The following is a 20,510-nucleotide window of genomic DNA, read 5'->3' on the forward strand; positions in this document are numbered from 1 at the left end:
TACCGATGTCCTTTCCTCTGCTGACAGCGACGGCGGCGCTCCCGGCCGTAGGGGCCGTCGCCACGGCCGCCGTACCGGCCGCGCGGCGCACCGCCGCCAAGTGGCTGGCGCTGCTCGTCTCGCTCGCCACGCTCGCCCTGGCGATCACCGTGCTGGTGCGTTTCGACCCGAACGGCGCCCGCTACCAGCTCACCGAGTCCCACGCCTGGATCAGGAACTTCGGGGTGAGGTACGAGCTGGGGGTCGACGGCATCGCGGTGGCGCTGATCGCGCTGACCGCCGTACTGATCCCGTTCATCATCCTCGCCGGCTGGAACGACGCGGACCCGCTGGAGACCGGCAGCCGCCGCTGGCGGCCCACCCAGGGCTTCTTCGCGCTGATCCTCGCCGTAGAGGCGATGGTGCTCATCTCCTTCGAGTCCACCGACGTCTTCGTCTTCTACATCTTCTTCGAAGCCATGCTCATCCCGATGTACTTCCTCATCGGCGGCTTCGGGGACCGCGCCCACGCGCAGGGCGAGGAGGCGGCGTCGACGCAGCGGTCGTACGCGGCGGTGAAGTTCCTGCTCTACAACCTGGTCGGCGGCCTGATCATGCTGGCGGCGGTGATCGGCCTCTACGTGGTGGCCGGAAACTTCAGCCTCCAGGAGATCGCGCAGGCCCGCGCGAACGGCTCGCTGCACATGGCGACGAGCACCGAACGCTGGCTGTTCCTGGGCTTCTTCTTCGCGTTCGCGGTGAAGGCCCCGCTGTGGCCGCTGCACACCTGGCTGCCCAACGCCATGCAGGAGTCCACCGCCCCGGTGGCCGTCCTCATCACCGCGGTCGTCGACAAGGTCGGCACCTTCGCGATGCTCCGCTTCTGCCTCCAGCTGTTCCCCCAGGCCAGCAAGTGGGCGACGCCCGTCATCCTCGTCCTGGCCCTGATCAGCATCGTCTACGGCGCACTGCTCGCCGTCGGTCAGCGGGACATCAAGCGGCTGGTCGCCTATGCGTCGATCTCCCACTTCGGCTTCATCATCATGGGCATCTTCGCGATGACCAGCCAGGGCCAGTCCGGAGCCACGCTCTACATGGTCAACCACGGCATCTCCACGGCCGCGCTGATGCTGGTCGCCGGCTTCCTGATCTCCCGGCGCGGCTCGCGGCTCATCGCCGACTACGGAGGCGTGCAGAAGGTCGCCCCGGTGCTCGCCGGCACCTTCCTGATCGGCGGCCTCGCCACCCTCTCGCTGCCCGGCCTCGCCCCGTTCGTCAGCGAGTTCCTGGTCCTGGTCGGCACGTTCACGCGCTACCCGGCGATCGGCATCATCGCCACCTTCGGCATCGTCCTCGCCGCGCTCTACACCCTCGTGCTGTACCAGCGGACGATGACGGGCCCGGTGAAGCCCGAGGTCTCGGCAATGCCCGACCTGCGCGTGCGTGAACTGGTCGTCGTCGCCCCGCTGATCGTGCTGCTGATCTTCCTGGGCGTCTACCCGAAGCCCGTCACGGACATCGTCAACCCGGCGGTCAAGCAGACCATGTCCGACGTACACAAGACCGACCCCAAGCCCTCGGTGGAGGCGGCCAAGTGAGCACAACAGCCGTCCACAGCCTGTGGACAACCGCGGCCGACCCGATCGCGAAGATCCCGGCACCGAAGATCGAATACGGACAATTGTCGCCGACGCTGATCGTCGTCGGTGCGGCGCTGGTCGGGGTGCTGATCGAGGCGTTCGTCCCGCGCAAATCCCGCTACTACGCCCAGGTGTTCGTGTCCGTCGTAGCGCTCTGCGCCGCCTTCGCCGCGGTGGTCGCGCTGGCGGCGGACGGTTACGGCACCACCAAGGCGCACATCGCGGCCATGGGGGCGATCGCGGTCGACGGCCCGTCCCTGTTCCTGCAGGGCACGATCCTGCTGGCCGGCCTCGTGGGCCTCTTCACCTTCGCCGAGCGTCGCCTCGACCCGGCCGCGCACGGCAACCGCGTCGACTCCTTCGCCGCACAGGCCGCCTCCGTACCGGGCAGCGACAGTGAGAAGGCCGCAGTGAAGGCCGGGTTCACCACCACCGAGGCCTTCCCGCTGCTGCTTTTCGCGATCGCCGGCATGCTGGTGTTCCCCTCGGCCAACGACCTGCTGACGCTGTTCGTGGCCCTGGAGGTCTTCTCCCTGCCGCTGTACCTGCTGTGCGCGCTGGCCCGCCGCAAGCGGCTGATGTCGCAGGAGGCCGCGGTCAAGTACTTCCTGCTCGGCGCGTTCGCCTCCGCGTTCACGCTGTTCGGCATCGCCCTGCTGTACGGCTACGCGGGCTCGGTGTCGTACGCGCGCATCGCACAGGTCGTCGACGGCACGGTCACCAACGTGGATCCGGCGCTCGCCAACACCATGGGCAACGACGCACTGCTGCTCCTCGGCAGCGCCCTGATCGTGATGGGCCTGCTGTTCAAGGTGGGCGCGGTGCCGTTCCACATGTGGACGCCCGACGTCTACCAGGGTGCGCCGACGCCGGTGACCGGCTTCATGGCGGCGGCGACGAAGGTGGCCGCGTTCGGCGCGCTGCTGCGACTGCTGTACGTCGTCCTGCCCGGGATGCGCTGGGACTGGCGGCCGGTCATGTGGGCGGTGGCGATCATCACCATGCTGGGTGGTGCGATCATCGCGATCACCCAGACCGACATCAAGCGACTGCTGGCGTACTCGTCCATCGCGCACGCCGGATTCATCCTTGCGGGTGTCATCGCCACGTCGAAGGACGGGGTCTCGTCCGTCCTCTTCTACCTGGCCGGCTACTCGTTCGTGACGATCGGCGCCTTCGCGGTGGTCACGCTGGTGCGCGACGCGGGCGGTGAGGCGACCCATCTGTCCAAGTGGGCGGGGCTCGGCCGCCGCTCCCCGCTGGTGGCGGCGGTCTTCGCGGTGTTCCTGCTGGCCTTCGCCGGCATTCCGCTGACCTCTGGCTTCGCAGGGAAGTTCGCCGTGTTCAAGGCGGCGGCGGACGGTGGCGCGGCCCCGCTGGTCGTGGTCGGTGTGATCTCCTCGGCGATCGCCGCGTTCTTCTACATCCGCGTGATCGTCCTGATGTTCTTCAGCGAGCCGAGGCCGGAGGGCCCGACCGTGGCCGTCCCGTCCCCGATGACGATGGCGGCGATCGCCGTCGGCGTCGCGGTGACGCTGGTGCTCGGCGTGGCGCCGCAGTACTTCCTGGACCTGGCGAGCCAGGCGGCAGTGTTCGTCCGCTGACGTTTCGCTTGCCCATGCCGCTGCCCGGCACCCCTCATTTCGGAGGGGCCGGGCAGCGGCGTGTTTCCTGCGGCGCTGGCCGGTGCCTGTGGATAACTCCGAGGCTGTCGGTCCCGCCCCCTATCGTGGAGGCAGTGGTCGAGGAACGACACGCGGGGGACCGACGGGGGACAGGACGATGGGTGCGACGGGCGGGATCAGCGAGATGTCACAGGTGACCGAGGGGCCGGGCGCGGCCGACAGCGAGGCGCTGGCCACGCTGCACCGGGTCTTCGGGTACGAGGCCTTCCGGGGCGAGCAGGAAGCGATCATCGAGCATGTGGTGGCGGGCGGCGACGCGGTCGTCCTCATGCCCACCGGCGGCGGAAAATCGCTGTGCTACCAGATTCCGGCCCTGGTCAGACCCGGTACGGGCGTGGTGATCTCGCCGCTGATCGCGCTCATGCAGGACCAGGTGGACGCCCTGCGTGCCCTCGGTGTGCGCGCCGGCTTCATCAACTCCACGCAGGACTTCGACGAGCGGCGCGTGGTCGAGGCCGAGCTCCTGGCCGGCGAGCTGGACGTGCTGTACCTGGCGCCGGAGCGGCTGCGCCTGGAGGGCACGCTCGACCTGCTCTCACGCGGCAAGATCTCCGTCTTCGCGATCGACGAGGCGCACTGCGTGTCCCAGTGGGGCCACGACTTCCGCCCCGACTACCTCACCCTGTCCCTCCTCGGCGAACGCTGGCCGGACGTCCCCCGGATCGCCCTGACGGCCACCGCCACCCATGCCACCCACCAGGAGATCACTCAGCGGCTGAACCTGCCGGCGGCCCGCCACTTCGTCGCCAGCTTCGACCGGCCCAACATCCAGTATCGGATCGTGCCCAAGGCCGATCCCAGGAAGCAGCTGCTCGCCTTCCTGCGCGAGGAGCACCCGGGCGACGCCGGCATCGTCTACTGCCTGTCGCGCAACTCCGTGGAGCGGACGGCGGAGTTCCTGAGCGCCAACGGCATCGAGGCGGTGCCGTACCACGCGGGCCTGGACGCGGGCATGCGCGCCGCCCACCAGGCCCGGTTCCTGCGCGAGGACGGTCTGGTCGTGGTGGCGACCATCGCCTTCGGCATGGGTATCGACAAGCCGGACGTACGGTTCGTCGCCCATCTGGACCTGCCCAAGTCGATCGAGGGCTACTACCAGGAGACCGGCCGCGCGGGCCGCGACGGACTGCCGTCCACGGCCTGGATGGCGTACGGCCTGAACGACGTCATACAGCAGCGCAAACTGATCCAGTCCGGAGAGGGCGACGAGGCGTTCCGCCGCCGGGCCAGCGCCCACCTCGACGCCATGCTCGCGCTGTGCGAGACGGCCCGCTGCCGCCGCGGCCAGCTGCTCGCCTACTTCGGCCAGGACCCGGATGCGGCGGCCTGCGGCAACTGCGACACGTGCCTCACCCCGCCGGAGACCTGGGACGGCACGATCGCCGCCCAGAAGGTGCTGTCGACGGTGGTACGGCTGCAGCGGGAGCGGGGGCAGAAGTTCGGCGCCGTGCAGATCGTCGACATCCTGCTCGGCAAGCGCACCGGCAAGGTCATCCAGTTCGACCACGACCAGCTGTCCGTGTTCGGCATCGGGCAGGACCTCGCCGAGGCCGAGTGGCGGGGTGTCATCCGGCAGCTGCTGGCCCAGGGGCTGCTCGCCGTCGAGGGGGAGTACGGCACTCTGGTGCTCACCGAGGCGAGCGGCTCCGTGCTGCGGAGCGAGCGGGAGGTGCCGCTGCGCAAGGAGCCGAAGAAGCCGGCCGTCTCCCGGTCCCGGTCGACCGGCGGCTCCGGCGGTGACCGCAAGGCCAAGGCCGCCGCGGCAGAGCTGCCGAGTGAACTCCTGCCCGCCTTCGAGGCGCTGCGTGCCTGGCGCGCCGAACAGGCCCGCGAGCAGGGCGTGCCCGCGTACGTCATCTTCCACGACGCCACCCTGCGGGAGATCGTCACCCGCAGACCCGGCTCGGTGCGCGAGCTCGACACGGTGAGCGGTGTCGGCGAGAAGAAGCTGGCGACGCACGGGGAGGGGGTGCTGGCCGTGCTCGCCGCCCTGGACGACCCGGCCCCGACCGCCGGTGACACGCAGGACACCGACTGGCCGGAGCCGGACGAGGCGCCGGAGCCGGACGACTGGATATAGCGGGACCGGTCCGGGGCGTGGGCGGGAACGTCGCCGTCACAGCCCCCGAGCCGCATACGCCCTGACGTCCGCGTCCGTGTCGGCCGTGGCCGTGACCAGGGCCGCGCGAGCCTCTTCCGTGGCCCGGTGCCGGGTCAGGGCGAGCACCGCGGCCTTGCGCACATCGGCGTTCGGGTCGGCCAGCGCCTTGGCCAGGGCGGGGACGGCGGTTTCGGCGGACGCGGCCGACAGCGCGGTGGCGGCGCCAGAGCGGACCTGCCAGGCCGGGGCGGACAGCGCGGCGACGGCACGGTCGGCGAGCGGGCCGGGACAGCCGGTGCCGGCCAGTGCGGCGAACGCAGCCTGGCGCACCAGGGGATCGCTGTCCTCGGTGAGCCGGTCCAGGGCGGTGGTCAGCAGCTCCCGGTCGGTCGCGGTCAGGGACGCCGAGCCGACGGCGGCCAGGGCCTTGGCCACGGCGACCCGGACCTCCCGGGAGGGATCTTCCGCGGCCCCCGCCAGCGGCCGGACCGCATCGACGGAGACGAGCGCTCGTACGGCCTCGGTGCGCACGGTGATGTCGGGGTCGTCCAGTGCCGCGGCGAACACGCCTGCCTCGCCGAGCCGCAGGGCGCGCAGCACATCGAGGACGGCGGCGCGGACCACGGGGTCGGCCGAGGCGAGGGCACCGGTGAGGGCGGCGCTCAGGGCGGGTTCGGGCGGCAGGGTTTCGACCAGTTCGCGCAGCGAGGCAGCGGCGGCCGCGCGGACCTCGGCATCGGGATCGGACAGGGCGTCGGCCAGGGCCTGCCCGGTGCCGGGCGGCACGGTCTCGGTCAGGACCGAGACGGCCGTACGGCGGACGGCAGGGTCCGGGTCGTCCAAGTAGCTCTCGACCAAGCTGAGTTCGGGATCCGCCTCGGCCAGCTCCAGTAGTTCCAGGAGCCGGGGTGAAGCGATGCCCGGCGCCTCGGCCCGGTCGGCGGAGACGGTGGCGCGCCCGGACGTTGGTCCGGCCGCGACCGGCGCCACCTCGCGCGGCCCGGCCGTGGCCACGTGCTCGGGACGGACTTCGCCCAGTTCCCGCGAGGGACCGCCGACCGGCGCGAACTCTTCGACCGGGACCAGATACGGAGCCACGGGACGGGCCGTGAACTCCATCGCACCAGAGGGGGACTTGTGAAGATCGAGATGGTGGAACCAGGAGACGTCGTCGCGGCCGGGGTGGTCGAGACGGTCGTGGTAGAGGCCCCAGCGGGACTCCGTGCGGGCCAGAGAGGCGCGGGCGGCCATTTCGGCGCAGTCGCGGATGAAGGTGACCTCGGCGCAGCGCATCAGCTCGTGCGGGGTGCGGGCGCCCATGGCGGCGATGTCGGAATGCATCCGCTCGAAGGCCTCCAGGGCGAGCGAGAGCCGTGCGCCGGACTTCGGCGGTGCCACGTAATCGTTGACGAAACGGCGCAGCTTGTACTCGACCTGGGTCTGCGGCGGGCCGTCGGGGTTGCGCAGCGGGCGGTAGACCAGCTCGTGCGCCTCACGGAGCTGGTCCGCGGGAAGCTCACCCTCGTAGGCGGTGTACTGGGCGGCATCCGCACCCGCGAGGTCGCCGAAGACGAACGCGCCGATCATGTAGTTGTGCGGGACGCAGGCGAGGTCGCCGGCGGCGTACAGGCGGGGGACGGTCGTACGGGCGTGGTCGTCGACGCGGACGCCGGAGGCGGAGTGGCCGCCGCACAGGCCGATCTCGGAGATGTGCATCTCGACGTCGTGAGTGCGGTAGTCGTGCCCGCGGCCGGCGTGGAAGGTGCCACGGGTGGGCCGCTCGGTGGAGTGCAGGATCGACTCCAGCGCGGAGATCGACTCCTCCGGGAGGTGGCTGAGCTTGAGGTAGACCGGTCCACGGTCGCTGGCGACCTCGGCGGCGAACTCGGCCATCATCTGCCCCGACCAGTAGTCGGAGTCGACGAACCGCTCACCGTGCCGGTTGACCTGGTAGCCGCCGAAGGGGTTGGCGACGTAGGCGCAGGCGGGCCCGTTGTAGTCCTTGATGAGCGGGTTGATCTGAAAGCACTCGATACCGGTCAGCTCGGCGCCCGCGTGGTAGGCCATGGCGTACCCGTCGCCGGCGTTGGTGGGGTTCTCGTAGGTCCCGTAGAGGTAGCCCGAGGCGGGCAGACCGAGCCGGCCGCAGGCACCGGTGGCGAGGATGACGGCGCCCGCGCGGACGGCGACGAAGGCGCCGGTACGGGTGTTGAAGCCGGCGGCGCCGACGGCCCGCCCTTCGGCGGTCAGGACCCGGACCGGCATCACCCTGTTCTCGATCCGGATCCGCTCCCGCATCTCGCGCCGCCTGAGCTGGCGGTACAGGACCTTTTTGACGTCCTTGCCCTCTGGCATGGGCAGTACGTACGAGCCGGAGCGATGCACCTGGCGCACCGCGTACTCACCGTGCTCGTCCTTCTCGAACTTGACGCCGTACGACTCCAGTCGCTGCACCATCGCGAAGCCGCGGGTGGCGGTCTGGCGGACGGTGGACTGGTCGACGATGCCGTCGTTGGCGCGAGTGATCTCGGCGACGTAGTCGTCGGGTTCGGCGCGGCCGGGGATGACCGCGTTGTTGACGCCGTCCATGCCCATGGCAAGCGCGCCGGAGTGACGGACGTGGGCCTTCTCCAGCAGCAGGACGTTCGCGCCGCGCTCGGCGGCGGTGAGGGCGGCCATGGTGCCGGCCGTGCCGCCGCCGATGACGAGGACGTCGCAGGTCAGCCCCTCGGCGTCGGCGACAGCGGGAATCTCCAGGGAAGCGGGCGCGGGGGTGGTCACCGGAGTGCCTTTCAGGAGCCGAGCGAGGTGAGGATGTCGCGACGCAGGGCCACACGGGCCGGGTCGCCCACGGCCGCGCGGTCCCGCGGTCCGGGCAAGGTGCGCCAGGGCAGCAACGCATCCTCCTGGAAGACCAGCGCGCGGTCGGCCGACGGCCCCGTAAGCGGCACCCCGTCCACCTCGGCGGCGCGGCCCAGGGGCGGCAGCAGCCCGGCGAGAGTGCGCAACAGTGTGAACTTGCCGCAGCCGGAGGGGCCGACGACGGTGAGGATCTCGCCGGGGGATACGTCCACGTCGACGTCGTGCAGCACGGGAGCGTCCGGGCGGCCGAGCACGGCGGAACGGAAGGTGAAGCGGGTGCCGCGGACGGCCTCCGACGCCGGGGCGACGGGAGCGGCGACAGTCTCAGACGAGGTGCTCATCGCGGGCCTCCTCGGTGTCCTTCTGGCCCTGCTGCTCGGGCTGGGCCTGGTACTGGGAATCGCTGTCGGCGCGAACGGGGGCGGCGACAGGCCGGGGCACGCGGGTGCGGCCACCGGGGACGTACGAGGTCCGGGGCAGCCAGCGGGTCAGGCGTCGGCCCAGGAGTTCCACGGCGGCGGACGCGGCGATTGCGGTTCGTTTCATGGTGGTGGTACCTCTCACCGCAGCAGGTAGGGCATGTTGACCGTGACCGCTCCGGTGGGGCAGCGGGCCGCGCAGGGGCCGCAATACCAGCACTCGTCGACGTGCATGTACGCCTTGCCGTTGGTCTCGTCGATGGCGAGGGAGTCCAGCGGGCACATGTCCACGCAGAGGGTGCAGCCGTCGATGCACTTCGACTCGTCGATGGTCACGGGCACGTCGGCCCGCTGGGGCGCCAAGGGCATGGCTGTCTCCAGGAAACGTGCAGGCAGGGGCGGGTGCGGCGAGGTGTCTACGACCGGTGGAGCAGACCGCTCATGGTGATCCGGTCGCCGCGGAAGCGAATGAACTCCAGGTCGACGGGGCGGCCGTCGGCAAGGTGGGTGAGGCGCTCCAGCATCAGTACGGCGGCGCCGCGCGGGGCCTGGAGCACGGCGGCGGAGTGGGCGTCCGCGGTCACCGCCTCCAGGGTGATCTCGGCGTGGCCCAGGGGGCGGCCGGTGATGGCTTCCAGGAGGCGGAAGACATCGGTGTTCTCGAGGTCGGCGCCGAGCAGGGCGGTGCCGATGTCGAGCGGGATGTAGGTGAGATCGAGCGAGAGGGGGAGGCCGTTCAGGCGGCGCAGGCGTTCGATGTAGAGGACGTCGGCGCCGGCGGGGACGTGGAGGCGGTCGGCGACCGGGGCGGGTGCGGGGGCAGGGCCCATGGTGCGGACCTCGTTGGTGACGCGGCCGTGTTCGCGGAGGGTTTCCGCGAGGCCCGTCAGGCGGTCGAGCCCGTGCGGGTATTTCCGGGCGACGACGACGGTGCCGACTCCGGGCAGCCGTTCCACCAGGTCTTCGGCCCTGAGGAGGTCCAGGGCCTGGCGAACGGTGTTGCGGGAGGCACGGTAGTCGGCGGCGAGGGTCGACTCGTGGGGGAGGGGGCCGTTCTGGAAGGCGCCGGTGAGGATCTGGTGGCGCAGCAGATCGGCGAGCTGCCGGGCCCGGTCCGCACGCAGCCGACGACGCGTGCGCTGGGCGGCGACGGTGGTCGCGGCGCCCTGACCGGCGTGGTCGCGGGGGCGGTCGGTGGGTGGCATGGCTGGAACCATACCGATGCGATAGGGAAAGTCGTGTTGCCGAAGTGTTGCGCCAGGTGAGGGGGCGTCGGATACGCCGCCCACCTGCGGGTTTGCCTAGCCGGCCGGGAAGATCCGCCACCCGGTGAGCCGGTCAGGACAGTGCCGTCAGCCCCGGCGCGAACGTGATCAGCAGGGGCAGCAGCGGCACCAGGGCCGCCACCGTCGTCGTCAGGGCCCGGTGCCGGCGCAACAGCCGTGGTGGCGGTTCGAGTAGCCGGTCCACGCGTTCACCGAGCAGGCGGCGGCTGGAGTCGCAGGAAAGGACGCCCCGGTGCTGGTTCAGCTCGATCAGCGCGAGGGCCGTGGTGAGGTGGCCGCAGCGCCGGGACGCCGTGTCGTCGGCGGCCAGCTCGACCAGGCGGTGCGTCTGGTCGCAGAAGTGGGCGAACAGCGGCACGCGCGGGAAGCCCGTGGCGAGTGCGGTGGACAGGTGCAGCAGCCAGTCGTGGTGGGCGCGCGCGTGCCCGCGCTCGTGGGTGAGGACGGCGTCCAGCTGGTGGTCGGTCAGCCGGTGGAGCGCGCCGGTGGTGACGACCAGCTGCGGCGGGTGTCCGGGCATCCACCAGGCGTCCGGGTACTCGTCCTCCAGCACCAGCATCGGGCCGCGTGCCGCCGGCAGTCCGGCCGGCAGGTCGGGGGCGCGCTCCCGGAGCTGGGCGCGAGCCTGGCCACGGCGGCGGCGGGCCTCGACGAGTTCCCTCGTCAGCATCGCCGTCGTCCAGGCGGCGCCGCAGGCCAGCAGCACGGTGAGGGCGGTGGCCCACACCGGCGAGGAGGAGAGGTCGTAGGCGGCGGTGACGGAGGGCGGTGCGGGGGCGAACACGCGGTCGCGGACGGTGTGGAAGACGGCCGCGGCGCCCAGGACCAGTGCGGCCAGGCAGCACAGCAGGACGGTGGCGACCAGGCACTGCCACACCCACAACGCGACCACGGGATCCCGCTCGGGCCAGGCGGCACGGGTCAGCGCGCGCGGCGCCGGCAGGGCGGCCGTCAGGGCGACGACGCTCAGCAGGAGCAGGCAGACGGTCATGCCGGGGCTCCGGTTCCTGGTCGGAGAGTTGTGCGGGTGTCGGGTGGTGCGGGGCGATGCGCCGAGGGCGCCTCGCGCGGTGCGTGTGCGCCCAGTATGACGGTGCGGGGCGGCGAGAGTCAGGTCTCGGCGGTGATCGATCGCGGGGTTGCGGCTGCCCGTTCTCCCCCTCGTCCGGCTTGCCCGGTTTCCGGGCGGGAGCCTTGCGCCTCCCGCTCCGGCAAAACCTGCCCCACCGCCTCGAGCATGTCGTCCGCTCCGAGCCCAGGGTCAGGTCCAGGGCCCAGCCACAAAGTCCCCGGATGCGTCCTTGAGTTCGGCGTCTTGCGGCGGCGGGCGGGGCCACGCGCGTTCCTGCGCCGCACCAGATCCGGATCAGGGACACCGTGGCCGGTCGTGTCGGCCCGGACGCCGACGCCGTTCACCGGCCCGCCTCTCGGAGCGCCCCTCGGCTCTCCCCTCGGTCCGCCCGACGGAGGCGTCCCGCCCGGGGCGAGCAGATGGTGCTCGCCCCAGCGGGACTTGGCCGGCCCCTTGCGGCAAGGCGTCGCTCAGCCCGTCACAACCCGTCCGCTGACCTCCCCCAGCCCGACCCGGCGCCCGTCCGCGCCAGGAGCCCAGGCCGACAGGGTCACCACGTCGCCGTCCTCCAGGAAGGCCCGCTTGCCCTCAGGGAGTTCGAGGGGGTCACGGCCGTTCCAGGTCAGCTCCAGCAGCGAGCCGCGCTGACGCTCCTCCGGGCCGCTCACCGTGCCCGAGCCGTACAGGTCGCCGGTGCGCAGCGAGGCACCGTTCACCGTCATGTGGGCGAGCTGCTGGGCGGCGGTCCAGTACATGGTCGAAAAAGGCGGCTCGGAGACCACATGGCCGTTGATGGCGATGGAGATCCGCAGGTCGTAGCCGCCGGGCTCGATACCGGGTGCCGAGTCGTCCAGGTAGGGCAGCAGCGGGTGCGTGCGCTCCGGAGGCGCCACGCGCGCGTGCTCCAGCGCTTCCAGCGGGGTGATCCACGCCGACACCGAGGTCGCGAAGGACTTGCCGAGGAAGGGGCCGAGGGGGACGTACTCCCAGGCCTGGATGTCCCGCGCGGACCAGTCGTTCAGCAGGCACAGCCCGAAGACGTGCTCGCGGAAGTCGCCGAGTGCCACCGGACTGCCCAGCGCGGACGGCACGCCAACGACGAAACCGACCTCTGCCTCGATGTCCAGCCGGACCGAAGGGCCGAAGACGGGTGCCGGGTCGGCCGGGGACTTGCGCTGCCCGGAGGGCCGTACGACGTCCGTGCCCGACACGACGACCGTGCCGGAGCGGCCGTGGTAGCCGATCGGCAGGTGCTTCCAGTTCGGGGTGAGGGAGTCCTCGGCGTCGGGGCGGAAGATCTGGCCGACGTTGCGGGCGTGGTTCTCCGATGCGTAGAAGTCGACGTAGTCCGCCACCTCGAAGGGCAGGTGGAGGGTCACCTCGGACAGGGGGTGGAACAGCGGCTCGACCGCCTCGTGGTGCGCGGGGTCGGTGATCCAGGCCGTGATGGCGCGCCGTACCTCCGTCCAGGCCGGGCGGCCGGCGGACAGCAGTGCGTTGAGGGTGGGCCGTGCGAGCAGCGCGTGGTGCGGCGAGCCGAGGGCGGCGGCCGCGGCGCCCGCGTCGAGGACCTGGTCCCCGAGCCGGACGCCGACCCTCCGCTCCGTGCTGCCGGAGGGCGAGAACACGCCATAGGGAAGGTTGTGCGGGCCGAAGGGGTCGCCCTCGGGGACGTCGAAGGGGGGCATGGGGTGCTGCCTCACTCTCATCCGGGCCGTGCATGGCGCTCGTTCCATGTGGTCGGGCCACACGTTACGGCCGTGATGCGTGTCTTGGGCAGAGCCTCCTGCGGCACTCGCCACAGTGTCCGAAAGATGTGTGTCACAAGGCCTTCGAAAGGTTGCTCGCACCCTGTCTAAAGAGTTCGCAATGTCCGAATAGGGCTTGTCGGAGGCGGCAATTCCGGCTTAGCGTCCTTTGGGGACACGGACGGGGTGGGTCCGTTCCATTGGGGGGACACGTGGGGGGACCCGTGGCCGGAGACACCGTCGGTGTGCCGTTCGAGGCGGACCGGGACGTACCAGGACTGATCGTCAAGTTCGGCGACTATCCGCTGCACCACGGCGGCGTCGGCGCGATCCGCAGCCTGGGCCGGCTCGGCGTGCCCATGTACGCCATCACCGAGGACGCCTACACGCCCGCGGCCTCCTCCCGTTACCTGAAGAAGGCCTTCGTGTGGCCGACCACCGGCGCGGAGGACCCGGGCCACCTGGTCGAGGGCCTGCTGCGCATCGGCCGCCGCATCGGCCGCCCCGCCGTCCTCGTCCCGACCGACGAGGAGGCCGCCGTACTGATCGCCGAGCACCAGGACGAGCTGGCCGGTTCCTTTCTCTTCCCGCGCGTCGACCCCGCACTGCCGCGTCGGCTCGCCAGCAAGCAGGGCCTGCACGAACTGTGTGTGGAACACGGCATCGCAAGCCCCGCGTCGGCGTTCCCGGAGTCGTACGACGACATCGTCGCCTTCGCCGAGACGGCCCGCTTCCCGGTGGTGGCCAAGAACCGGGAGGCGTTCGTCCGGCGCACACGGCCCGCCGTGGGCGGCACCACGCGGATCGCCACCCGCGAGGGTCTGCTCGCCCTGGCCCGCGACTGGGGCCGGCGGCCGGGGGTGATCCTCCAGGAGTACCTGCCGCGCGAGGAGGCCGAGGACTGGATCGTGCACGCCTGCTTCGATCAGGACGCAACCCCCCTGGCGCTGTTCACCGGCGTCAAGGTCCGCTCCTGGCCGCCGCACGCCGGCATGACGGCGAACGCGTACGTCGTCGACAACCCGGAACTCACCGACCTCGCCGCACGTTTCATCAAACAGATCGGCTACAGCGGCATCATCGACCTCGACCTGCGCTTCGACCGGCGCGACGGGCAGTACAAGCTCCTCGACTTCAACCCGCGCATGGGCGCCCAGTTCCGGCTCTTCGAGAACGAGTCGGGCGTGGACGTCGTACGCGCGATGCATCTGAACCTGACCGGCCGCCCCGTTCCGGAGGGGGAACAGCGCGCCGGCCACCGTTACATCGTGGAGAACATCGACCTTCCCGCCCTCCTCGCCTACCGCCGCAGCGGCTATACGACGCCGCACGCGCCGGCCACGGCGAGCGGGACGGAGCTGGCCTGGCTCGCGGGTGACGACCCGCTGCCGTTCCTCACGATGCTCGCCCGCTTCGTGCGCCCGGGCGCGAAGCACCTCTATCAGCTGTGGCGGACCAACCGCCGCGGCAGCAGCACCTCCACGAAGTAGGCAGAGCCACGCACAGAGTGGCGCGCACCATGTCCTGGGGAGGGACTTCGTGACTCGACCGGTTGCAGTCATCGGGGCCGGGCCGTTCGGCCTGTCCACCGCCGCCCATCTGCGGGCGCGCGGCATCCCCGTCCGCGTCTTCGGCGACCCCATGGTCAGCTGGCGCGACCACATGCCCGAGGGCATGCTCCTGAAGTCCACGCCCGCCGCCTCGAACCTCGACTGCCCGCAGCCCGGCCACACCCTCGCCGACTACTGCGACGCGGCCGGGATCCGCCGCCTGGTGGCCGACGAGGACATCATCCCGGTGGAGACGTTCACCGCCTACGGCGAGTGGTTCCGGCAGAAGCTGGTCCCCGACCTGGAGCAGGTGCGGGTCGTCTCCGTGGACCGCGACAAGAGCGGCGGCTTCGAGCTGAAGCTGGACTCGGGGGAGATGTTCACCGCACGCGCGGTCGTCGTCGCCACCGGCCTGTCGGGCCTCGCGCACCTGCCGGCGGAGCTCGCGGGAGCCGCGGCCGACGGACCGGCGCCCACCGGCCCGGTCTCGCACAGCTCCCAGCACCACGACCTGAGCCGATTCGCCGGCAAGGAGCTCATCGTGGTCGGCGCCGGCCAGTCCGCTCTGGAGACGGCGACACTCGCCGCCGAGGCGGGGGCACGCGTGCGTGTCGTCGCACGCGGCCGCGGCCGGGTCGCCTTCGGCGCGCCGCCCTGGGAGCAGCCGAAGCTGCGCCCGGAGTCCCCGTTCGGCCGCGCCTGGTCGCTGTGGGCGTTCAGCTACTACCCGCACCCCTACCGCTATCTGCCCGAGGCCACCCGCCACTTCCTGGTCCGCCGGGTCCTCGGACCGCTCGGCGCCTGGTGGCTGCGCGAGCGCTTCGCGAGCGCCGTGCAGGTGCAGGACGTCGAGCGGGTGGTGAGCGCCGAGGCACCGGACGGCACCCCCGTCCTCACCGTCCGCACCCACGGCGGGCACACCGAGCGGCTCACCGCAGACCACGTCATCGCCGCCACCGGCTACCGCGTCGACATCGCGGCGATGGATTTCCTCGGCCACGAACTGCGCACCCGGCTCGCGGTGAGCCGGGGCACGCCCAGGCTCGGCCCCGGCTTCGTCTCGTCCGTCCCCGGCCTGTACTTCACCGGCCTGCCCGCGGCGTCGTCGTACGGCCCGGTGATGCGTTTCGTCTGCGGCACGGAGTTCGCCTCACCGCGCCTGACCAAACACCTGGCGGCCGCTCACGGCTGACGGGTCAACGAGGTGCGCGCTGGCGCCACTTGAGGCTGATCAGCACGTAAGTGCGCAGGACCACAAGATGAGTCGGCGGGGCCCGGTATCCGTATTCTCTGATCATGGCAGCCTCCCCCGCATACGCACTGATCGCCACCGACCTGGACGGGACGCTGCTGCGCGGCGACGACACCGTCTCCGACCGGTCGCTCGCCGCGCTCGCGCGGGTGGCGCGGGCCGGCGCCCGGCACCTGGTGGTGACGGGCCGCCCGGCCCCGCGGGTACGGCAGCTCCTTGCGCACCTCGGGTGCACGGGGCTCGCGGTGTGCGGGCAGGGCGCGCAGGTCTACGACGCCGGGACCGGCCGTCTGCTGTGGTCGGTCCGGCTGGACCGGGAGCTGGCCGAGACCGCGCTCGGCAAGATCGAGGCCGAGGTGGGGCAGGTGTACGCGGCCGTCGACCAGGACGGCGTGGAGGGGCTCACGCTCATCGAGCCCGGGTACCGGATGCCGCACCCGACCCTGCCCGCGGTCCGGGTCGGCCGGCGCGAGGACCTGTGGTGCGCGCCGATCAGCAAGGTGCTGCTGCGCCATGCCGCCCTGTCCGACGACGAGTTGGCGGCCATCGCGAGCGCGGTGGTGGGCTCCCTGGCCACGGTCACCATGTCGGGGCCGGGGACCGTGGAGCTCCAGCCGTCGGGGGTGACCAAGGCGACCGGTCTCGCGCTGGCCGCCGAGCGGCTCGGGATCGAGGCGGAGGAGGCACTGGCGTTCGGCGACATGCCCAACGACATCCCGATGTTCGACTGGGCCGGACGCGGCGTCGCCATGGCCGACGCGCACCCCGAACTCAAGGCGGTGGCCGATGAGATCACCCTGTCGAACGAGGACGACGGCATCGCCGTCGTCCTCGAAAGACTGTTCCCGACCGACTGACCGGCATCTCAGTAGGCGCCCGCCCCCGGAAGGCGCGACGACCGCCCGGGGTGCCCTCCGTCAGGTGCGGGCACACGCCGGGCGGCCGATGCCGTGCCGGTCGGCGGGACTGTCAGTACGCGCTGAACACGTTGTCGATCGACCCGTACCGCGCGGCGGCGTAGTTGCAGGCCGCGGTGATGTTGGCGACCGGGTCGTACGGGTTGAAGGCGGTTCCGGCCACGTGGTACGCGTTGAAGGTCGGGTCGATCACCTGGAGCAGGCCCTTGGACGGGGTGCCTATGGCGGCGTTGGAGTCCCAGAGGTTGATGGCGTACGGGTTGCCGGAGGACTCCCGCATAACGTTGCGGTAAATGCCGTTGTAGGAGCCCGGGATGCCCTTCTGGGCCATGATCGCGAGGGACTGGCGGATCCAGCCGTCGAGGTTGTTCGGGTACCCGGCCAGGGTGGTGGAGACCGTCTTGGTGGGCGTGACGGTGGCCGCTGAGGCGCTGGTGGCGCCGATGAGGGGCAGGGCGAGGACGGCGGCACCGGTGCCGGCGACGGCGAGGATGCGGGCGAGGCGGTTGGTGCGAGGGCGGCGGTGGTGCTGAGCGGCAGCAGACATGGGGAAGTCCTCTCCGTCGCCTGCGAGGTGAGCTGTCGGGTTCGGGCGGGGAGGTGCCCGGCCGTGGCTTCGCGAGAAGGCACGGCTTCACCCCGAGCCGTCCCGGTGCGGCGTGTGCCGACCGGTCCGGCGGACTTACCTGGGTCCCCCGCTCCTGCCGTACGAATGAGTTCGTCGATGGGTCACGCGGGCGGCGGCAGGATTCGGCGTCCGCCCGATGGCCCGGAACGTATGCGAGAGCACATGTCGGGAACAAGTACTGGATTCACACAAGGCACGATTTGACCACGGTCTGTGCCGTATGTGGTACTTGATCCTTTGCGTTTGCCAACCTTCAACTCGCGGATGGAGCAAGGGGAGGAGGCGGCCTGGCGGGCCCTCGGTGCCGGAGGTGGGGCGTGACCCAACTCACGAAATAACAAAGTATTTCAAATCGGGCATGAGGGATTCGGGCGGCTCGGGTGGGTGATGGAACCTGTGGCGGAAGCCGCGGTGGAACCAAAGTGCGTGTATTCCTGTTAAGTCAATAAATGTCCGTTCTTATCACTTGATCAAAAACATACCGGTCGTGATCCGATACCGCCCGGGCTGGACCGGTGGGCGCTATCGGTGATCGAAACAGGACCGGATACGCTGACTTGAGTGATGGCAGCGACCTATCGACAAACCGTGTAATCGCCAGCAGACACCAGCAGACAGGAGACCCCTCGTGACCGTCGTCGGGCCGTTCGGGCTGAGCGTGCGGGACCAGGCTCTGGAAGCCGATGTCCAGGCCGGATTGGCGGCTGTCGAGGAAGGCTTGCTCGAGGCCACCAAGAGCGAGGTCCCGTTCATCACGGAGGCCGCGCAGCACCTCGTACGAGCCGGCGGGAAGCGGTTCCGGCCGCTGCTCGTGATGCTCGCGGCCCAGTTCGGCGACCCCTACGCGCCGGGCATCGTGCCCTCCGCCGTGGTCGTGGAGCTGACCCACCTCGCCACGCTGTACCACGACGACGTCATGGACGAGGCAGCCGTGCGGCGCGGCGTGGACAGCGCCAACACCCGCTGGGGGAACTCCGTCGCGGTCCTCACCGGCGACTTCCTCTTCGCCCGCGCCTCCCAGATCCTCGCCGACCTCGGCCCCGAGGCGGTCCGGGTGCAGGCCCTCGCCTTCGAACGACTGGTCACCGGCCAGATCCTGGAGACCGCCGGCCCCTCCGACGGCCGTGACCCGGTCGAGCACTACCTGGACGTGCTCGGCGGCAAGACGGGCTCGCTGGTGGCGGTGTCGTGCCGGTTCGGCGCGATGATGTCCGGTGCCGACGAGACCGTCGTTGACGTGCTCACCCAGTACGGAGAGCGGCTCGGAGTCGCCTTCCAGCTCGCCGACGACGTCCTGGACATCGCCTCCGACTCGCACGAGTCCGGCAAGACCCCGGGCACCGACCTGCGCGAGGGCATCCCGACCCTGCCCGTGCTCCGGCTGCGCGAGCGCGCCGCCCGCCTCGGTCTGGCCGAGGACATCGCGCTGTGCGAGCTGCTCGACTCCGACCTCGGCGACGACGCCCGGCACGCCGAGGCGCTGGCCGCGCTGCGCGCCCACCCCGCGCTGGAGCAGGCCCGCCGGGACACCGTCCGATACGCGGAGGAGGCTCGCGCCGCGCTGGCGCCGCTGCGGGAGTGCGACGCCAAGGCCGCGCTGATGGAGCTGTGCGACGCGGTGGTGCACCGCGCCGGCTGACCCCGGCCACCTCCACCCCTCGCACCCCCCTGCCACACCGTGCCACGCCCCGGCCGTACGACCTGGCACAGGGCCGACACGTCTCCGGCCGTCCGGCGCGCCGCGATTCTCGCCGTGCGCGACCGGGCCGTCGCCTGGCCGTCCGCCGCGCCAAGCCTCCGCTCACACGGCGGTCGGCCCGGGCCCGTACACCCCGTACGACCAGGGCAATCCCTGCATGCGTACGGCCCGTGTCGTCCGCACGCCCCGTGCGTCCGCGCGGCCTCGGCGACCCCGTACGGCCCCTCCGTTCCGCTGGGACCCCTACGGGTCGGCGGAGTCCCGGCCCCTACGTGTCATACCGCAGGCGTACGCGGAGTTGGCTCCGTGGTCTGACGCTTCCTCATGGCTGATTTGATGAGATGGAGACCAGGGAAATCACCACTCCTCACCGATTCGGGTGAGAATGGCGGCTCTGGTGGACCAGCGTGAGAACAGCCGCCGCCGACGACGGAGGTAAGGCACACATGGCACCGTACGAATCCGACGACGCAGTGGACGCCGGGCGGGACGAGGAGCGGCGCGCGGGACGCCGCAGGGCGGCCCGCTACGCGGTCCCGGTCGCCGTGGTGGGGGTCGCGGCGGCCACGATCGGTCTGGTCCCGGCGCTCGCCGCCTCCGGTGACCCCGACCTGCCCAGGATCACGGCACAGCAGCTCATCGAGAAGATCGCCAAGTCGGACGTGCAGCAGCTGTCCGGCACCGTCCGCATCGACACCGACCTCGGCCTGCCCAACCTCGGCGGCCTGGAGAACAGCCTCGCCTCCGGCGCCGTCAAGGGCTCCGGCGACGGCTCCTCCGCCGACCCGCGGTCCCAGCTCACCTCGCTGGTCTCCGGCACGCACACGCTGCGCGTCGCCGCCGACGGCCCCGAGAAGCAGAAACTGTCTCTCCTGGAGAGCGGCTCCGAGTACAGCCTCATCCACAACGGCACGAACGTGTGGGGCTACGACAGCAAGACCAACGAGGTCTACCACGGCATCTCGGCCGACTCCGGCAAGGAGCACAAGGCCGAGCCGCCGGCCACGCCGAAGGACTTCGCCGACCAGGCGCTGAAGTCGGTGGACGGCACCACGTCCGTCACTGTCGACGGCACCGAGCGCGTCGCCGGCCGGGACGCCTACAAGCTGCTGATCAAGCCCCGGCAGTCCGGCACCACGGTCGGCGCCATCAGCATCGCCGTCGACGCGAAGACGGGCATGCCGCTGAAGTTCACGCTGACGCCGAAGAGCGGCGGCGCCGCCGTGCTCGACGTGGGCTTCACCCAGGTCTCCTTCGCCGAGCCGGCTGCCTCCACCTTCGCCTTCACCCCGCCCAAGGGCGCGAAGGTGACGGAGGAGAAGAAGGACGCCGCGGCCAGGAAGCACGCGCCGGGGTCCGGCGAGGACTTCGCCAGGGGCATGAACGGCGCAAACGTGCTCGGCAAGGGCTGGACGTCCATCGCCACCTTCGACACCGGCACCAAGGGCGGCCTGCCGACCGGCTCCCGGGGCGGTGACCTCGGCGGCTTCCTCGGCTCGCTCGGCGACAAGGTCTCCGGCAAGTTCGGCAAGGGCACGGTGTTCTCCACCCGCCTGGTCAACGCGCTGATCACCGACGACGGCAAGGTGTACGCCGGCGCGGTGACGAAGGACGCCCTGGTGAAGGCGGCGAACACGGGAAAGTGACCCCGTCCGGGCACTACGGGCCGTGA

General features: G+C 71.2%; 14 protein-coding genes, 2 pseudogenes and 1 riboswitch. Of the genes and pseudogenes, 8 read left to right on the forward strand and 8 right to left on the reverse strand.

Going from position 1 to position 20,510, the window contains the following annotated elements; genetic code table 11:
• The first annotated feature begins 5 nt into the window (after window positions 1-5).
• The 3 genes from ACWC2T_RS18185 to recQ all read left to right on the forward strand — a co-directional run bounded on the left by ACWC2T_RS18185 (window position 6) and on the right by recQ (window position 5,384).
• Window positions 6-1,577 carry an NADH-quinone oxidoreductase subunit M gene (locus ACWC2T_RS18185; protein WP_450671332.1) on the forward strand — a complete coding sequence of 524 codons (1,572 nt, stop codon included), beginning with the start codon at window positions 6-8 and terminating at the stop codon, window positions 1,575-1,577.
• The gene (nuoN, locus tag ACWC2T_RS18190) at window positions 1,574-3,223 is read left to right on the forward strand and encodes an NADH-quinone oxidoreductase subunit NuoN (RefSeq protein ID WP_450671333.1); all 1,650 of its coding nucleotides are present in this window, start codon (window positions 1,574-1,576) and stop codon (window positions 3,221-3,223) included. The genes ACWC2T_RS18185 and nuoN overlap by 4 nt, the downstream gene beginning before the upstream one ends.
• Window positions 3,224-3,401: 178 nt before the next feature.
• Window positions 3,402-5,384, forward strand: a complete 1,983-nt coding sequence (recQ, locus tag ACWC2T_RS18195) for a DNA helicase RecQ (RefSeq protein ID WP_450671334.1) — start codon at window positions 3,402-3,404, stop codon at window positions 5,382-5,384.
• A gap of 36 nt (window positions 5,385-5,420) precedes the next feature.
• Here the strand turns inward: recQ and ACWC2T_RS18200 are convergent, their stop codons facing one another.
• The 7 genes and pseudogenes from ACWC2T_RS18200 to fahA form a co-directional block, all read right to left on the reverse strand.
• Complete coding sequence (locus ACWC2T_RS18200) at window positions 5,421-8,186, reverse strand: fumarate reductase/succinate dehydrogenase flavoprotein subunit (RefSeq protein WP_450671335.1); 2,766 nt, start codon at window positions 8,184-8,186, stop codon at window positions 5,421-5,423.
• Window positions 8,187-8,281: 95 nt separating this feature from the next.
• A pseudogene (locus ACWC2T_RS18205) lies at window positions 8,282-8,608 on the reverse strand (ATP-binding cassette domain-containing protein); the annotation flags it as partial.
• A pseudogene (locus ACWC2T_RS18210) lies at window positions 8,592-8,789 on the reverse strand (ABC transporter permease); the annotation flags it as partial. The pseudogenes ACWC2T_RS18210 and ACWC2T_RS18205, both read right to left, overlap by 17 nt.
• 38 nt (window positions 8,790-8,827) lie before the next feature.
• Complete coding sequence (locus ACWC2T_RS18215) at window positions 8,828-9,055, reverse strand: 4Fe-4S dicluster domain-containing protein (RefSeq protein ID WP_031166915.1); 228 nt, start codon at window positions 9,053-9,055, stop codon at window positions 8,828-8,830.
• Between the two features lie 47 nt (window positions 9,056-9,102).
• Entirely contained in the window at window positions 9,103-9,891 is a 789-nt protein-coding gene (locus tag ACWC2T_RS18220) for a GntR family transcriptional regulator (RefSeq protein WP_450671336.1), read from the reverse strand.
• A 133-nt stretch (window positions 9,892-10,024) separates the two neighbouring features.
• Window positions 10,025-10,963 (reverse strand): M56 family metallopeptidase, encoded by a 939-nt coding sequence (locus ACWC2T_RS18225; protein WP_450671337.1) that lies wholly within the window; start codon window positions 10,961-10,963, stop codon window positions 10,025-10,027.
• 551 nt (window positions 10,964-11,514) lie between these two features.
• Window positions 11,515-12,732 carry a fumarylacetoacetase gene (fahA, locus tag ACWC2T_RS18230; protein WP_450671338.1) on the reverse strand — a complete coding sequence of 406 codons (1,218 nt, stop codon included), beginning with the start codon at window positions 12,730-12,732 and terminating at the stop codon, window positions 11,515-11,517.
• A 305-nt stretch (window positions 12,733-13,037) separates the two neighbouring features.
• Between fahA and ACWC2T_RS18235 the strand changes: the two genes are divergently transcribed.
• The 3 genes from ACWC2T_RS18235 (at window position 13,038) to ACWC2T_RS18245 (ending at window position 16,451) form a co-directional block, all read left to right on the forward strand.
• Window positions 13,038-14,282, forward strand: a complete 1,245-nt coding sequence (locus ACWC2T_RS18235) for a carboxylate--amine ligase (RefSeq protein WP_450671358.1) — start codon at window positions 13,038-13,040, stop codon at window positions 14,280-14,282.
• A gap of 49 nt (window positions 14,283-14,331) precedes the next feature.
• Entirely contained in the window at window positions 14,332-15,534 is a 1,203-nt protein-coding gene (locus tag ACWC2T_RS18240) for an FAD-dependent oxidoreductase (RefSeq protein WP_450671339.1), read from the forward strand.
• 104 nt (window positions 15,535-15,638) lie between these two features.
• On the forward strand, window positions 15,639-16,451 hold the full coding sequence (locus ACWC2T_RS18245; protein WP_450671340.1) for an HAD family hydrolase: 813 nt from the start codon (window positions 15,639-15,641) through the stop codon (window positions 16,449-16,451).
• A gap of 112 nt (window positions 16,452-16,563) precedes the next feature.
• Here ACWC2T_RS18245 and ACWC2T_RS18250 read toward each other — a convergent pair whose 3' ends face one another.
• Window positions 16,564-17,058: a transglycosylase SLT domain-containing protein gene (locus ACWC2T_RS18250; protein ID WP_450671341.1), complete on the reverse strand. Its 495-nt coding sequence runs from the start codon at window positions 17,056-17,058 to the stop codon at window positions 16,564-16,566.
• Window positions 17,059-17,062: 4 nt separating this feature from the next.
• A riboswitch (cyclic di-AMP (ydaO/yuaA leader) is annotated at window positions 17,063-17,245 on the reverse strand.
• A gap of 522 nt (window positions 17,246-17,767) precedes the next feature.
• On the opposite strand from ACWC2T_RS18250, the gene ACWC2T_RS18255 reads away from it, so the two are divergent.
• Together ACWC2T_RS18255 and ACWC2T_RS18260 are read left to right on the forward strand one after the other, a co-directional pair.
• On the forward strand, window positions 17,768-18,778 hold the full coding sequence (locus tag ACWC2T_RS18255; protein ID WP_351211225.1) for a polyprenyl synthetase family protein: 1,011 nt from the start codon (window positions 17,768-17,770) through the stop codon (window positions 18,776-18,778).
• Window positions 18,779-19,284: 506 nt separating this feature from the next.
• Complete coding sequence (locus tag ACWC2T_RS18260; RefSeq protein WP_450671342.1) at window positions 19,285-20,484, forward strand: LolA family protein; 1,200 nt, start codon at window positions 19,285-19,287, stop codon at window positions 20,482-20,484.
• The last annotated feature ends 26 nt before the right edge of the window (window positions 20,485-20,510 follow it).

Source organism: Streptomyces sp. NPDC001393 (assembly GCF_053597455.1).

Coding starts and splice junctions, on each gene's coding strand:
- ACWC2T_RS18185 (WP_450671332.1), top strand. CDS start 6: ATGTCCTTTCCTCTGCTGACAGCGACGGCGGCGCTCCCGGCCGTAGGG.
- recQ (WP_450671334.1), top strand. CDS start 3,402: ATGGGTGCGACGGGCGGGATCAGCGAGATGTCACAGGTGACCGAGGGG.
- ACWC2T_RS18220 (WP_450671336.1), bottom strand. CDS start 9,891: ATGCCACCCACCGACCGCCCCCGCGACCACGCCGGTCAGGGCGCCGCG.
- ACWC2T_RS18245 (WP_450671340.1), top strand. CDS start 15,639: ATGGCAGCCTCCCCCGCATACGCACTGATCGCCACCGACCTGGACGGG.
- ACWC2T_RS18250 (WP_450671341.1), bottom strand. CDS start 17,058: ATGTCTGCTGCCGCTCAGCACCACCGCCGCCCTCGCACCAACCGCCTC.
- ACWC2T_RS18225 (WP_450671337.1), bottom strand. CDS start 10,963: ATGACCGTCTGCCTGCTCCTGCTGAGCGTCGTCGCCCTGACGGCCGCC.
- ACWC2T_RS18260 (WP_450671342.1), top strand. CDS start 19,285: ATGGCACCGTACGAATCCGACGACGCAGTGGACGCCGGGCGGGACGAG.
- fahA (WP_450671338.1), bottom strand. CDS start 12,732: ATGCCCCCCTTCGACGTCCCCGAGGGCGACCCCTTCGGCCCGCACAAC.
- ACWC2T_RS18215 (WP_031166915.1), bottom strand. CDS start 9,055: ATGCCCTTGGCGCCCCAGCGGGCCGACGTGCCCGTGACCATCGACGAG.